The sequence below is a fragment of the Cupriavidus sp. WS genome, assembly GCF_000395345.1.
Classification (GTDB): domain Bacteria; phylum Pseudomonadota; class Gammaproteobacteria; order Burkholderiales; family Burkholderiaceae; genus Cupriavidus; species Cupriavidus basilensis_B.
Genome location: NZ_AQPL01000261.1, coordinates 1 through 13781 on the forward strand (window position 1 = coordinate 1; position 13781 = coordinate 13781).

12 protein-coding genes are annotated in these 13781 nt (G+C 70.7%); 8 read left to right on the forward strand and 4 right to left on the reverse strand.

The annotated features are described in order from the left end of the window. The 5 genes from K206_RS38880 to K206_RS0120995 form a co-directional block, all read left to right on the forward strand. A partial coding sequence (locus tag K206_RS38880; protein ID WP_020204355.1) for a hypothetical protein occupies positions 1-419 on the forward strand: 419 nt, incomplete at its 5' end. After that, positions 416-1636, forward strand: a complete 1221-nt coding sequence (locus tag K206_RS0120980) for an FAD binding domain-containing protein (RefSeq protein WP_020204356.1) — start codon at positions 416-418, stop codon at positions 1634-1636. The genes K206_RS38880 and K206_RS0120980, both read left to right, overlap by 4 nt. 35 nt (positions 1637-1671) lie before the next feature. Then, positions 1672-2055 carry a DUF485 domain-containing protein gene (locus K206_RS0120985; protein WP_020204357.1) on the forward strand — a complete coding sequence of 128 codons (384 nt, stop codon included), beginning with the start codon at positions 1672-1674 and terminating at the stop codon, positions 2053-2055. After that, a complete protein-coding gene (gene actP / locus K206_RS0120990; protein WP_020204358.1) occupies positions 2052-3716 on the forward strand; it encodes a cation/acetate symporter ActP in 1665 nt (554 codons plus the stop codon). The genes K206_RS0120985 and actP overlap by 4 nt, the downstream gene beginning before the upstream one ends. A gap of 145 nt (positions 3717-3861) precedes the next feature. Next, entirely contained in the window at positions 3862-4530 is a 669-nt protein-coding gene (locus K206_RS0120995) for a TetR/AcrR family transcriptional regulator (protein ID WP_020204359.1), read from the forward strand. Positions 4531-4540: 10 nt separating this feature from the next. On the opposite strand, the gene K206_RS0121000 is transcribed toward K206_RS0120995, so the two are convergent. From K206_RS0121000 to K206_RS0121015, 4 genes are all read right to left on the reverse strand, one after another. After that, the gene (locus tag K206_RS0121000) at positions 4541-6064 is read right to left on the reverse strand and encodes an amidase (RefSeq protein ID WP_020204360.1); all 1524 of its coding nucleotides are present in this window, start codon (positions 6062-6064) and stop codon (positions 4541-4543) included. Between the two features lie 89 nt (positions 6065-6153). Continuing rightward, positions 6154-7329 carry a DSD1 family PLP-dependent enzyme gene (locus tag K206_RS0121005; protein ID WP_020204361.1) on the reverse strand — a complete coding sequence of 392 codons (1176 nt, stop codon included), beginning with the start codon at positions 7327-7329 and terminating at the stop codon, positions 6154-6156. 75 nt (positions 7330-7404) lie between these two features. Then, complete coding sequence (locus tag K206_RS0121010) at positions 7405-8391, reverse strand: tripartite tricarboxylate transporter substrate binding protein (RefSeq protein WP_020204362.1); 987 nt, start codon at positions 8389-8391, stop codon at positions 7405-7407. A 143-nt stretch (positions 8392-8534) separates the two neighbouring features. Further along, complete coding sequence (locus tag K206_RS0121015) at positions 8535-9905, reverse strand: D-serine ammonia-lyase (RefSeq protein WP_020204363.1); 1371 nt, start codon at positions 9903-9905, stop codon at positions 8535-8537. 228 nt (positions 9906-10133) lie between these two features. On the opposite strand from K206_RS0121015, the gene K206_RS38885 reads away from it, so the two are divergent. The 3 genes from K206_RS38885 (at position 10134) to K206_RS0121030 (ending at position 13595) form a co-directional block, all read left to right on the forward strand. Continuing rightward, positions 10134-11102, forward strand: coding sequence for a LysR substrate-binding domain-containing protein (locus tag K206_RS38885; RefSeq protein WP_020204364.1), 969 nt, complete (start codon positions 10134-10136; stop codon positions 11100-11102). 276 nt (positions 11103-11378) lie between these two features. Beyond that, on the forward strand, positions 11379-12554 hold the full coding sequence (locus tag K206_RS0121025) for a branched-chain amino acid ABC transporter substrate-binding protein (protein ID WP_029043888.1): 1176 nt from the start codon (positions 11379-11381) through the stop codon (positions 12552-12554). A 111-nt stretch (positions 12555-12665) separates the two neighbouring features. Next, complete coding sequence (locus K206_RS0121030) at positions 12666-13595, forward strand: branched-chain amino acid ABC transporter permease (protein WP_020423856.1); 930 nt, start codon at positions 12666-12668, stop codon at positions 13593-13595. Positions 13596-13781 lie beyond the last annotated feature (186 nt).

Consider the following 13781-nt stretch of genomic DNA (forward strand, 5'->3'; position numbering starts at 1 on the left):
GCATTCTCGGCTTCCGGCGGGGGTACCGCCCGCCGTTCGCCTTTCCCGGCGCGTGGCTCTACATGGGCGGCGACGAAGGCAGCTACGGCACGGTGCATATCATCGGCATCGATCCGGACGACCCCGCCGGCCTGACCGCCTATCTCGGCGACAAGTCCCTGCCCGCCTCGGGCACCGGCACGCTCGACCATATCGCCTTCCTGGCCACCGGCGTCGCGCAGATGTGGCAGACGCTGCGCGCGGAGGGCATCGCGTGGCGCGACCGCACGGTGCCGAGCCTGGGCCTGCACCAGGTCTTCATCGAGGATCCGTCGGGCGTGACGATCGAACTCAACTACCCGGCCGCGGAAGTGGCCGGCCTGGCACTGCCCGCCGAGACGCAGGCAACGGCTGAAGCCACGACTGGAGCACCGGCATGAATCCCGCGCAGCGCAAGCAACCCAGGGCCATCGTCGTCGGCGGCTCGCTCGGCGGCCTGTTCGCCGCCAATCTTCTCGCGCGCGGCGGCTGGGACGTCGAGATCTTCGAGCGCACGCCCGAGGCGCTGACCGGCCGCGGCGCGGGCATCGTCACGCACCCGGAGTTGTTCCAGGCGCTGGCGGCGGCCGGCGTCACCGTGGACGACAGCATCGGCGTGCGCGTCGACAGCCGCGTCACGCTGGCGCGCGACGGCGCCGCCGTGTCCGCGCGCGAACTGCCCCAGACGCTGACGGCCTGGGGCAAGATGTACGACGTGCTGGGCCGCGCGTTCCCCGGCGCCTACCGCACCGGCGCCAGCGTGGCCGCGGTCGCGTCGCACGCGGACCATGCCGAGGTGACGCTGCAGGACGGCTCGACGCACCGCGCCGACATCGTCATCGCCGCCGACGGCTTCCGCTCGGGCCTGCGCGAACAGTTGCTGCCCTCGGCGCAGCTCGAATACGCGGGCTATATCGCCTGGCGCGGCCTGGTCGACGAGGCGCGGCTGTCGCCGGCCACGCACGCGGCCATCTTCGAGAGATTCGCCTTCTGCCTGCCGCCCCACGAGCAGATCCTCGGCTATCCGGTCGCGGGCGACGACAACAGCACCGTGCCCGGCCATCGCCGCTACAACTTCGTCTGGTACCGCGCCACGCGCGACGACGAGCTGGCCGACCTGCTCACCGACGCCGGCGGCAAGTGCTGGACCACCGGCATCCCGCCGGGCCTGATCCGCGCGGACGTGCGCGCCGACATGGAGCACGCGGCGGCCACGCTGCTGGCGCCGCAGTTCGCCGAGGTGGTGGCGCGGACCGCCCAGCCACTGTTCCAGCCGATCTACGACCTGACCGTGCCGCGCATGGCCTTCGGCCGTGTCGCCCTGCTCGGCGATGCCGCCTTCGTGGCGCGCCCGCATTGCGGCATGGGCGTCACCAAGGCGGCCGGCGATGCCGCCGCGCTGGCCCGCGCGCTGGCCGCGCACCCGTGCGCCGAGACGGCGCTGGCGGCGTACAGCGACGAGCGCGTCCAGGTCGGGCAGGCGGTGGTCGAGCACGCGCGCCATCTCGGCGCCTACATGCAGGCGCAGCTCAAGAGCGAGCAGGACCGCGAGATGGCCGAGCGCTACCGCACGCCGGAAGCCGTCATGCGGGAGACCGCGGTATCGCGGCAATTCTGAACCTTCACCGACAACATCCATTCGGAGACAAAACCATGCCCCAGGCCGCCCCCTATCCGGCGCATCCCGGTCTTGCCGGGACCGACACCGGAACCGATGCCGGAACCGACGCCCCGGCGACGCTTCGCCCCACTCTGGACCAGCCCGCCTTCGAGCGCCTGCAGCGCGCGCGCCGCCGCTTCTCGTGGACGCTGACCGCCGCCATGCTGCTGGTCTATTTCGGCTTCATCCTCACGCTGGCGTTCCGCCCCGACCTGCTGGCCCGGCAACTGGTGCCGGGCCAGCCGATGAGCGTCGGCATCCCGGTCGGCTTCGGCATGTTCGCGTTCACGTTCGCGCTGGTGGCCATCTACGTGCATCGCACCAACACCGTCTACGACGGCATGATCGCGGCAATCCGCAACGGAGCGCAATCATGAGCCGCGCACCCGTCGCACCCGTCGCACTTGCCGCGCTCGCCACCCTCGCCACCCTCGCGGCGGCCGGCCCCGCGCTGGCGGCCACGCCGCCGGTGGGCCAGGGCATGAACGGCATCGCCATCGCGATGTTCGTGGCGTTCGTCGCCGCCACGCTCGCCATCACGCGCTGGGCCGCCCGGCGCAACCACAGCGTGGCCGACCACTACGCCGCCGGCGGCAGGATCACCGCCATGCAGAACGGCTGGGCGATCGCCGGCGACTACATGTCCGCCGCCTCGCTGCTCGGCATCTCCGCGCTGGTCTTCACCAGCGGCTACGACGGCCTGATCTACTCGATCGGGTTCCTGGCCAGTTGGCCGATCATCCTGTTCCTGATCGCCGAGCCGCTGCGCAACCTCGGGCGCTACACGCTGGCCGACGTGCTCTCCTACCGGCTCAGGCAGCGCCCGATCCGCGCGTTCTCGGCCTCCAGCTCGATGGTGATCGTGCTGCTGTACCTGGTCTCGCAGATGGTGGGGGCCGGCAAGCTGGTGGAACTGCTGTTCGGCTTCAACTACACCTCGGCGGTGGTGCTGGTCGGCGTGCTGATGGTGGTGTACGTGTTCTTCGGCGGCATGCTGGCCACCACCTGGATCCAGATCATCAAGGCGGCCCTGCTGCTGGCCGGCTGCGCGTTCATGGCCTTCATGGTCCTGAGCCGCTTCGGCTTCAGCCTCAACAGCCTGTTCGAGCAGGCCATCGCCGCGCACGGCAAACACGACGCCATCATGCGCCCCGGCGGCCTGGTCTCGGATCCGGTGTCGGCGGTCTCGCTCGGGCTGGCGCTGATCTTCGGCACGGCCGGCCTGCCGCACATCCTGATGCGCTTCTTCACGGTCAGCAACGTCAAGGCCGCGCGCAAGAGCGTGCTCTACGCCACCGGCATCGTCGGCATCGGCTACGCGCTGATCATCGTGATCGGCTTCGGCACCATCGCGCTCGTCGCGCGCGATCCGCTGTACCACGACAGCACCGGCGCCGTGACCGGCGGCGTCAACATGGTGGCGGTGCACCTGGCGCACGCGGTGGGCGGCAACGTGTTCCTGGGCTTCATCTGCGCGGTGGCGTTCTCGACCATCCTCGCGGTGGTGGCCGGGCTGACGCTGGCGGGCTCCTCCGCCATCTCGCACGACCTCTATGCCACGGTGATCCGCCAGGGCAAGGCGTCCGACCGCGAGGAGATGCGCGTCTCGCGCCTCACCACGCTGGTGCTGGGCGTGCTGTCGATCCTGCTGGCCATCCTGTTCGAGAAGCAGACCATCGCCTTCATCGTCAGCCTGACCTTCTCGATCGCCGCCAGCTCCAACTTCCCGGTGCTGCTGCTCTCGGTCTACTGGCGCGGCCTGACCACGCGCGGCGCGGTGGCCGGCGGCACGCTGGGGCTCGTCACCGCGGTCGTCCTCACGATCCTGAGCCCGACCGTCTGGGTGCAGGTGCTGGGCCACGGCGCGCCCATCTATCCCTACGAATATCCGGCGCTGTTCTCGATGCTGGTGGCGTTCGCCGGGATCTATGCGTTCTCCGTGACCGACCGCTCCGCGCGGGGCGCGTGGGAGCGCGACGCCTACCAGCACCAGCGCGTGGACTGCGAGCTGGGCATCGCCGGCAAGCCGGGCGCCTGAGCCGCGTCGCAAGCGGCGCCCCATGCGGCACCGCATGCCGCGGGGCGGGGAGCGCACCGGCGCGCGCGCCGCCCCGCCCTCTCGTTTATCGGGCGATTGGTAGAATCCGGACATCGCCCGCATGCGGGAACCGAGAGAGACAGCCATGGAGCCACGCGCCACCCCCACGCCGGACGAGGCCGCCGGCAAGGGCACCAGGCGGCTGCTGCCCGAGGAGCGGGAACAGCAGATCGTCGAGAAGGCCATCGAACACTTCACGCGCAACGGCTTCGGCGGCAGCACGCGCGAGCTGGCCCGCCAGATCGGCGTCACCCAGCCGCTGCTCTACCGCTACTTCGACAGCAAGGAAGCGCTGATCGACCGGGTCTACAACGAGGTGTTCCAGTGGCGCCCCGGCTGGGAGCGCCAGATCGCCGACCGCGCCACGCCGCTGGCCGAGCGGCTCCAGGCGTTCTACCTGGACTATGCCTCGGTCATCCTGCGCGAGGAATGGATCCGGCTGTTCATCTTTGCCGGCCTGACCCACGAGGGCATCAACAACAGATACCTCAGCAAGCTGCGCGGCAAGGTGTTCCTGCCGGTGCTGGCCGAGGTCCGCGAGGCGTTCGGCATCGCCGCCCCGCGCAACGCGGCGCAGACCGACGCCGAGATCGAGATGATCTGGAGCCTGCACGCGGCCATCTTCTATATCGGCGTGCGCAAGTGGGTCTATGGCCTGAAGGTGCCGGCCGACCTCGACGCGGTCATCCGCCAGCAGGTCGACATGTTCCTGCACGGCGCGCCCGCGGCAATGCGGGCGCTGCGGGCGGACTGAGCGCGCCGGGCTAGACCGCGGACACCCCGCCCGCGGCGCCGGCGCCGTCGAGGACCGGCGGCGCGGTGACGATGGAGCGCAGCGCCGGCTCGGCCGGCCGCAGCTTCGACAGATCGGGCAGCGGCCGGCGCAGCGCCGCCGAGCCGGCGAACGCCTGCTCCATCGCGTGCGCCGCGCCCAGCGTGTGGTGGTCGGCGCGGAAGCGGCCCACCACCTGCAGGCCGAACGGCATGCCGGCGTGGTCCAGCCCGCACGGCAGGCTGATGGCCGGGTGCGTGGTCAGCGTGACCACGTAGGTGGGCGCCAGCCAGCGGTAGTAGTTCTCCTGCGGCTCGCCGTTGATGGTCTCGGCGTACAGCTGGGTCCACGGGAACGGCGACACCGGCGTGGTCGGCGACAGGATCACGTCGTAGTCCTCGAACGCGGCCTGGAACCGGCCCAGGATGCGGGTCTGCTCGGCCTGCGCCCATGCCGACTCCACCAGCGACATCTTCGCGCCCATCTCGTAGTTGGCGCGCGTGTTCGGGCCCAGGCTGGCGGGGTCGCGCTGGTAGGCCTCGTGCATGCCGGCCACGAAGCTCTCGGCGCGCAGCACGTCGAAGCAGCGGTGCGCCTCGCCCAGCTCGAACTTCACCTCGTCGCAACTGCGGAACAGATGCCGCATCGCGGCGATCTTGGCGCGGAACACCTTGCGGATGTCGTCGTCCACGGCGCACACGCCGAAGTCCTCGGTCCAGCCCACGCGCAGCGAGCCCAGGTCGACGTGGCGCGGCAGCAGGAACGAGAGCGGATCCAGCGCATAAGTGAGCGGGTCGCCGGCCGACAGGCCCGCCGAGGCGGCCAGTTGCAGGCAGGCATCGGCCACCGTGCGGCCCATCGGCCCGACCACCGAGATCGGCGTCCAGCCCAGCAGCTTGCGCGAGCTGGGCACCACGCCCGGCGACGGGCGAAAACCCACCACGCCGCATTTGGCGGCCGGGATGCGCAGCGAGCCGCCGGTGTCCGAGCCGGTGCACACGGGCAGCATGTCGGCGGCCAGCGCCGCGGCCGAGCCGCCCGACGAGCCGCCCGTGTTCAGGTTGGGGTTGAACGGGTTGCCGGTGGCGCCCCACACCACGTTGCGCGAATTGGCGCCGGCGCCCATCTCGGGCACGTTGGTCTTGCCCGCGACGATGGCGCCGGCCGCGCGCAGGCGCGCCACCAGCACGTTGTCCTGCGCGGGCACGTTGGCGCGGTAGAGCGGCGAGCCGTAGGTGGTGAGCAGGCCGGCGGTGGCTTCCAGGTCCTTCACGCCCAGCGGCAGGCCGTGCAGCAGGCCAAGCGCGTCGCCGCGCATGACCGCCTGCTCGGCGGCGCGGGCCTCGCCGCGCGCGCGCTCGAAGCAGGTGGCGGTGACCGCGTTGATGAGCGGGTTGACCGCCTCGATGCGGTCGATGCAGGCGTCCAGCAGTTCGACGGGCGAGAGTTCCTTGCTGCCGATCAGGCGGCGCAGGGCAACGGCGGATTGGGAGAGCAAGGCGTGGTGCTGGTTCATGGCGGCGTTCCGGATGCGGTGGATCGAAGCGGGTGAGGCGAATCGGGTAAGGCGAATCGGATGAGGCGAATCGGATGAGGCGGCGCGGATCAGCGGCTGAGCCCGCGCGCCGCCACCGGCCACACGCCGGCGACGGCCTGCCCGCGGATGCAGACGATGTCATCGTACAGATTGAGCGTGGGATCGCAATGGCCGGGCACCAGCAGCAACTGGCTGCCAAGCTCCGGCAGCGCCGCGGCGCCAGCGCCGGCGCGCGGCTCGACGATACCGTGCTCGTCGTTGGCGGCCACGTAGTCGAGCGTGGCGCTGCGCCCTTGCGGCCCCCACACCTGCGGCAGGCCGGAGTCCACCGCCATCGACTTCAGGCCCGCGTCCACCACCACGCGCGGCGCGGCGCCGTCCGCGCCGGCCACGCTCATGACCGTGCTGGCGATGAACAGGCTATGCGCGAAGCGCGGTTCGCCGCGGTATTCGTTGCGGCCGTAGTCGCCGTCCATGAAGACGTAGGAGCCGGGCTGAAGCTCGGTGTAGACGCCGCCGGCCAGGTCGAACTCCACGCTGCCGCTACCGCCGCCGGTGACCGTCTCGCAGGCCACGCCGGCCTCGGCCAGCGCCGCCACCACGGCCGCGGCGCGGCTGGCCGCCTCGGCCGCCGCCCGCTTGCGCGCGGCGTATTCGCGCACGTGCTGCATGCCGCCCTGGTAGGCCTGCAGGCCGCGGAACGCCAGCGGCGCATGGGCCTGGATGGCCCGCACCAGATCCAGCGCGGCGCCAGCGTCGGCCACGCCGCAGCGCCCCTGCCCGATGTCGATCTCGACGAACACGCCGATGGCGCTGCCGGCCTGCGCGGCCGCCGCGGCCAGCTCCGCCACCTGGCGCGCGTCGTCCACGCACACGCTCATGCGCGCGTGGCGGGCAAGCCGCGCCAGCAGCGCGGCCTTGGCCGGCCCGGCGATCTCGTTGCTGATGTGGATGTCGGTGACGCCCGCCTGCACGAACGGCAGCGCCTCGCTGACCTTCTGGCAGCAGATGCCCACCGCGCCGCGCGCGATCTGCGCCAGCGCGATGGCCGGCGTCTTGTGGGCCTTGGCGTGCGGGCGCAGCTTCACGCCGGCGCGGTCGGCGGCCTGCTGCATGCGCTCCAGGTTGCGCTCGAACACGTCGAGGTCGAGCACCAGCGCGGGCGTGTCGATGGCGCCGGCGGGCTGGCCGGCGGCTGCCGCGGGGGCCAGCCGCAGCGCCGCGGCGGCAAGGGAAGTGGTCATGGCGTGCCTGTCTCGTGGTGCGGGTCTTGTGGCGGCAATGCGTTGGCGGCGGCGGCGCGCCGCGCCGGCCCGGCCTCAGTCGGCATGGATGTTGGCGCGCTGGGCGATGGCGCGCATGGTCGGCAGCTCTTTGGTGATCAGCGCGGTCACCGCGGCGCCGTTGGCGTAGGCCGGCTCGAAGCCGTTGTCCAGCAGCTTCTTCTTGGTTTCCGGATCGGCCATGGTCGCGGCCAGCGCCTTCTCCAGCCTGGCCTTGACGTCGGCCGGCAGGCCGCGCGGCGCCACCACGGCGATCCACGTGTCCATGTCGATGCCGGCATAGCCGGCTTCGGCGGCGGTGGGCACGTCGGGCAGCAGCGTCGAACGCTTTGCCGTGGTCACGGCGATGGCCTTCACCTTGCCCGACTTCACCTGCGGGATGGCCGCGGACACCGTGTCCATCGAGAACGGGATCTGCCCGCCGATCAGGTCGGTCATGGCCGGCGAGCTGCCCTTGTAGGGCACATGCAGCATCTTCACGCCCATGCCGTTGAGCAGCATCTCGCCGGCGAACTGGGCCGTGGAGCCGGTGCCGAACGAGCCATACGAATACTTGTCCGGCGCGGCCTTCAGCGCGGCGGCCAGTTGCTTGAGGTTGCTGATGGGCTGGTCGCGGTTGGCCAGCAGGATCAGGCCGGTGCGGCCGGTCAGGCCGATCGGCTCGAAGCTCTTGAGCGGGTCATACGGCAGCCTCGCGTTGATGGCCGGGTTCACGGTGAAGGTGGTGCCCGAGCTCACCAGCAGCGTGTAGCCATCGGGCGCGGCCTTGGCCACGTAGCCCGCGCCGACGATGGTGCCGGCGCCAGGGCGGTTGTCGATCACCACCGACTGGCCCAGCTGGTCGCCCATTTTCTTGGCCAGCAGGCGGCCGACGATGTCGGTCGCGCCGCCCGGCGGGAACGGCACCACCATCTGCAGCGGATGCGACGGAAACGTATCGGCCAGGACGTTGCCGGCCGTGGCGGCCAGGCAGGCGGCGGCCAGCGTGGCGAGCGGGAAGGATCGGATTAGCATGATGGTCATTCTCCTGCTGGGCAGAGGCCGCCGGCCCGGTGGCCGGCATGCGTGCCAGGATGGATCGGTGTGTCTGGCGGGCTGTCGTGCTGTGGTGCTGTGGTGCTGTCGGGCTGTTGTGTTGGAATGTGGTGCCCTGCGTGGCGGCCGGCTCAGCCCGCGAGCGCGGCCGCGCGCGCCAGGAAGCCATCGTATTCCGCGGGCGGCACGAACAGGCCGCCCGTGGTCCAGACCAGGTGCGTGGCCTGCGCCATCCGTCCGGCCAGGCCGTGCCGCGCCAGGTAGTCGCGCCCGGCGTCGGTCTCGCACAGCATGCGCGGGCCGCCGAAGCCGGCCGCGGCCGACGGCTCGATGCGCAGCCCCTCGGTGCGCAGCAGCCGGGCCAGATCCACGAACAGCGTCTCGTCGGCGACCGTGAACACGCCCGACAGCAGCGGCGCCATCACGGCCGCCGCCAGCTCGGACGCGCGCGGCACGGCCAGCCCATCGGCTTCGGTGCGGTTGGTCAGGCCGAAGTCATAGACCGACGGATTGCCCGCGCCGGCCAGCATCTGCACCAGGAAGCACGGCGACTGCACCGGCTCGGCGAAGAAGCAATGCACGTGCGGGCCGAACAACTGGCGCATGCCGAAGGTGATGCCGGCCGGCGCGCCGCCCACGCCACAAGGCAGGTAGACGAACAGCGGATGCGCGGCGTCCACGCGGACGGCGGCGGCGGCCAGCTGATCGCGCAGGTGCAGCGCCGCGGCGCTGTAGCCCAGCAGCAGCGACAGCGAGCGCTCGTCGTCGACGAAGTACGCGAACGCGTCCTGCTCCGCCTGGCGGCGGCCGGCGGCCACGGCCTGCTCATAGTCGCCGGCATGCTCCACCACTTCCACGCCGCGGTCGCGCAGGCGCGCCTTCTTCCATGCCTTGGCATCCGACGACATATGCACCACCGCGCGGAAACCCAGCGCCGCGGCCATCACGCCGATGCTCAGCCCCAGGTTGCCGGTGGAACCCACCGCCACCTGGTAGCGCCCGAACAGCGCGCGCGCGGCCGGTTCGCCGAGCGCCAGATAGTCGCCGGGCTGGTCCTGCCCGGCGCGGATCAGGCCGTGGCGCAGCGCCAGGCGCTCGGCGAATTCCAGCACCTCGTGGATGCCGCCGCGCGCCTTGATGGAGCCGGCCACCGGCAGCCCGTGGTCGCCCTTCACCAACAGACGCCCGTGCGCCGCGTCCAGCCCCAGGCTGCGCTGCATGGCCGGCACCGCGACGATTTCCGATTCGATCACGCCGTGCGTGGCGGCCAGTTCCGGGAACAGCCGCGCCAGCAGCGGCGCGAAGCGGCGGAACCGCGCCTGCGCCGAGGTGACGTCAGCGAGACTAATGCTGCGCTGCCCCGCCGCCTGGGTCTCGGGCGGCGTCTCCACACGGTGCGGGTTGCACCACAACAAGGGCGTGGCCGCGCCCAGCGCGGCCCGCAGGGACGCGGGCTGGCTGGCGGCGGGCGGCTGGTGTTGGCTGGAAGTCGGCTGGTTCATTGTCTCGGGCTTGTCTCAGTGTGGGGTACGCCGGTGGCGGCGGAAGCCGGCGGGGCTTCCCGGATGGCTCCATTGTTGGATTTCCCCGGCCCGCCCGCAAACGGTTTATATTAGTCAGCACATTAGTATGGCTAATGGCTAGAGGGGCGATGCACCATCGCCATGCATGCCGGGCCAAGGCCCGGGCCGCCGTCCAACACCGCCAGATCGTCAGACCGCCAGACCGCCATGAGCGCCCTGCTTTCCTCCTCCGTCCTCAGCTGGCTGCGCTGCTTCGAAGCCTCCGCGCGCCATTGCAACTTCACGCGCGCGGCCGGCGAGCTGTGCATCACGCAGGGCGCGGTCAGCCAGCAGGTGAAGCAGCTCGAACAATGGATGGCGCGGCCGCTGTTCATCCGGACCCCGCGCGCGCTGGTGCTCACGCCCGAGGGCGAGCGGCTGCGCTTCGTGCTGCGCGAGTCGTTCCAGGCCATCGAGAGCACCCTCACCCAGCTGCGCAAGCCGCGCGAAAGCGGGCCCATCGCGCTGAGCTGCGCGCCGTCCTTCGCCATGCGCTGGCTCACGCCGCGGCTGGGCGACTTCTTCCGCGACCACCCCGAGGTGGGGCTGCGGGTCTATGGCGAGTTCCACACGCTCGACAGCACCCGCATGGTGCGCGACGGCATCGACGCCGCCGTGCGCTTCGACCTCGGCGTCTATGAAGACCTGAAGGCCGGGCTGTTCCTCGACGAATGGCTGCTGCCGGTGGCCAGCCCGGCCTTCGTCGCCGCGCATCCCGAGCTGCGCGCGCCGCAAGACCTGAAAGGCGCGTGGCTGCTGCACGACGTCAGCCCGTGGGAGGGCGCGGACACCTTCGCCGAATGGGAACACTGGCTGCGCCAGGCCGGCGTTGCCGTGGACAACCCCGGCGCGGGGCAATGCTTCAACCTCTCGCAGCTGGCCATCGGCGCGGCGCTGGCCGGCCAGGGCGTGGCGCTGGGCCGCTCGGCGCTGGTGCTGGAAGACCTCGCCGCCGGGCGGCTGGTCGAGCCGTTCCGCCTGCGCGTGCGCTCGCAGGCTTCCTACTACTTCGTCTCGGCGCACGGGCAGACGCCGCAGATCGCCACCGTGGAGCACTGGCTGACCGCCGAGGCCCTGCGCTTCGATGCGCAGCGGGTCAAGGTGCTGGGCGCGGGCGTGGCGCGCGGCGGCGCCTGAGCGCTCGCGCGGCCCGGCGCGCGCCGGGCCGGCCCATTTTCCATTGCGCGGCGCACCACAACCGTGCCGCCGTCCCCAATATCGCGTCGGTTGCGGGGTGGAACGGTCCGCTCCGGCACCAGCCTCGGCCATCCACCGGGCCCAGCCGCTGGCACGCATGTTGCATCACGGCATTCAAGTAACTTGAATTTTGCGGATCATGGGAATACTTTCGTTCAAGTCACTTGAAGACCAATCCAGCCGGCCGTCGCCGGCTATCTGCCCGAGGGGATGAGGATGCGTAGGAAGAACACCGTAGTGGCCGCCGCCATGCTGGCGGCGTCGGCAGGACTGGCGCTGGGGTCGGCGCCGGCCGCCGCCAAGGACGTGGTCAAGATCGCCTTCGTGGGGCCGCTCACGGGCGGGGTCTCGGCCATCGGCCTGGGCGGCCGCAATTCCGCCGACCTGGCGGTGCGCCTGCGCAATGCGGATCCGAAGTCCAGGTACACCTACGAGCTGGTCACGCAGGACGACGAATGCCGCCCCAACGTGGGCGTGCAGGTGGCCACCAAGATCGCCGCGGACCGCAGCATCGTGGCCGGCGTCACGCATTTCTGCTCGGCCGTGGCGATGGGCACGGTGGGCGTGTACAACCGCTTCCAGCTGCCGGTGGTGGTGTGGGGCGCGGTGCTGCCCGACGTGACCTACGGCAACGACTTCAAGGAGATCCACCGCGTCAACGGCACGATGATCAACCAGAGCGACGTGGCCGCCAAGTTCATGACCGGGCTGGGCTACAAGAAGTGGGCGATCATCCATGACACCACCGACTACGGCAAGGGCCACAACAAGTACTTCAGCGAGTTCCTCAAGAAGGACGGCGGCACCGTGGTGGGCACCTTCGGCGTGACCGCCGACCAGCAGGACTTCACCACCGAACTGACCAAGATCCGCGAGCTGAAGCCGGACGTGGTGTACTTCGGCGGCCTGACGCCGCTCGGCGTGCGCATCCGCACGCAGATGGAGAAGCTGGGCATCAAGGCGCAGTTCGAGGGCACCTCGGGCATCAAGGCCGATGCCTACATCCAGGGCGCGGGCAAGGACCTGGCCGAAGGCTCGCTGGCCTTCATCGAAGGCGCGCCGTGGGAGAAGCTGCCCGGCGGCCTGTTCTTCCAGGGCAAGTACTCGCAGCAGAAATACAGCGATCCGCCCGAAGCCTACGGCCCGTTCGCGTTCGCCGCGGCCAACCTGATCATGGATGCGGTGGAGAAGGTCGGCCCGGACCGCAAGAAGGTGCGCGACACGCTCAACGCCACCAAGGACGTGGACACCATCGTCGGCAAGGTGACCTTCGACGATCACCGCCAGAACATCGTGCCGCTGGTGACCAAGTACGTGGTCGAGGACGGCAAGTGGGTGATCTGGGAAGACAGCGCCTACGGCAAGGGCAAGAAGAAGCTGGCCGGCCTGTAACCTCCGCCCCGCCTGCCGCGCCGCGCCGCGCCCCGCGGCGCGGCGGCGCACCGTCATCCTGTCGCGGCCGCTGGCGCCGCAAGACGCGCCATCCATTGACGCGGAGAATCCATGAGTGTGATTGCCCAATATGTGTTCAACGGCCTGATGCTCGGCATGATCTATGCCATGGTCGCCGTTGGATTCACGCTGTTCTTCGGCGTGCTCGACGTCATCAAGTTCTCCCACGGCGACACGCTGATGGTGGGCGCCTTCGCCGGCCTGGCGGCGTCCGCCGGCGTGCTGATGCTCGGCATCGAATCGCCGTGGATCCAGCTGCTCGCCGTGGTGGCGTGCGCGGTCGGCGTGACCGGCCTGCTCGGCGCCGGCATCGCGCGCTTCCTGATCCTGCCGCTGCGCAAGGCGCCGCCGCTGAACACGCTGCTGGCCACGCTGATGCTCGGCACGGTGATGCGCGAATGCGTGCGCCTGTTCTATCCGGACGGCTCCAACCCGAAGCCGTTCCCGCGCCTGCTGCCGTCGGCCTCGGTCGAGCTGGGCAGCCTGTCGCTGCGGGCCGACAACCTGATCCTGCTGGCCACCGGCATCGCCATCACCGCCGGCGTGCACCTGCTGATCACGCGCACGCGCTTCGGCATGGCGATCCGCGCGGTGGCCCAGGACGGCGAGACCGCGCGGCTGATGGGCATCGACTTCGAGGCCGTGGTGCTGCTCACGTTCGCGCTCGGCTCCGCGATGGCGGCGCTGGCCGGCGTCATGAACGGCCTGTACTACAACGAGATCAACTTCAACGTGGGCCTGCTGCTCGGCGTGATCGGCTTCGCCGCGGCCATCCTGGGCGGGCTGGGCAACATCTACGGGGCGATCCTGGGCGGCTTCCTGTTCGCCGCGCTGCAAGTGATCGGCAGCGCCACGCTGCCGGCGCTGATCCCGGACATCCCGAGCGCGTACAAGGACGTGTTCGCGTTTGCCGTGGTGATCGTGCTGATGGCGTTCAAGCCGACCGGGCTGATCGCCGAGAAATCCAGTGAACGGGTCTGAGGCCGCGGGGAAACCAATACCATGAACCAATCAACCATCCCGATGCGCGCACCGGCCGCGGTGCTGGCCGCGGCGGCCATCGCCATCACGGTCTACCTGTGGCTGTTCCTGCATGCGGAATCGCAGTTGAGCGTGGCCATCCTGCTGGCGGTGGCGCTGGCCGCGGTGGTGGCCGGCCGCCGGCTC

Bases quoted from the DNA above. Each gene is read 5' to 3' on its own strand.
- K206_RS0121005 (WP_020204361.1), bottom strand. From the start codon at position 7,329: ATGACCACTTCCCTTGCCGCCGCGGCGCTGCGGCTGGCCCCCGCGGCA.
- K206_RS0121030 (WP_020423856.1), top strand. From the start codon at position 12,666: ATGAGTGTGATTGCCCAATATGTGTTCAACGGCCTGATGCTCGGCATG.
- K206_RS0121010 (WP_020204362.1), bottom strand. From the start codon at position 8,391: ATGACCATCATGCTAATCCGATCCTTCCCGCTCGCCACGCTGGCCGCC.
- K206_RS0120980 (WP_020204356.1), top strand. From the start codon at position 416: ATGAATCCCGCGCAGCGCAAGCAACCCAGGGCCATCGTCGTCGGCGGC.
- K206_RS0121000 (WP_020204360.1), bottom strand. From the start codon at position 6,064: ATGAACCAGCACCACGCCTTGCTCTCCCAATCCGCCGTTGCCCTGCGC.
- K206_RS38885 (WP_020204364.1), top strand. From the start codon at position 10,134: ATGAGCGCCCTGCTTTCCTCCTCCGTCCTCAGCTGGCTGCGCTGCTTC.
- actP (WP_020204358.1), top strand. From the start codon at position 2,052: ATGAGCCGCGCACCCGTCGCACCCGTCGCACTTGCCGCGCTCGCCACC.
- K206_RS0120985 (WP_020204357.1), top strand. From the start codon at position 1,672: ATGCCCCAGGCCGCCCCCTATCCGGCGCATCCCGGTCTTGCCGGGACC.
- K206_RS0120995 (WP_020204359.1), top strand. From the start codon at position 3,862: ATGGAGCCACGCGCCACCCCCACGCCGGACGAGGCCGCCGGCAAGGGC.
- K206_RS0121025 (WP_029043888.1), top strand. From the start codon at position 11,379: ATGCGTAGGAAGAACACCGTAGTGGCCGCCGCCATGCTGGCGGCGTCG.
- K206_RS0121015 (WP_020204363.1), bottom strand. From the start codon at position 9,905: ATGAACCAGCCGACTTCCAGCCAACACCAGCCGCCCGCCGCCAGCCAG.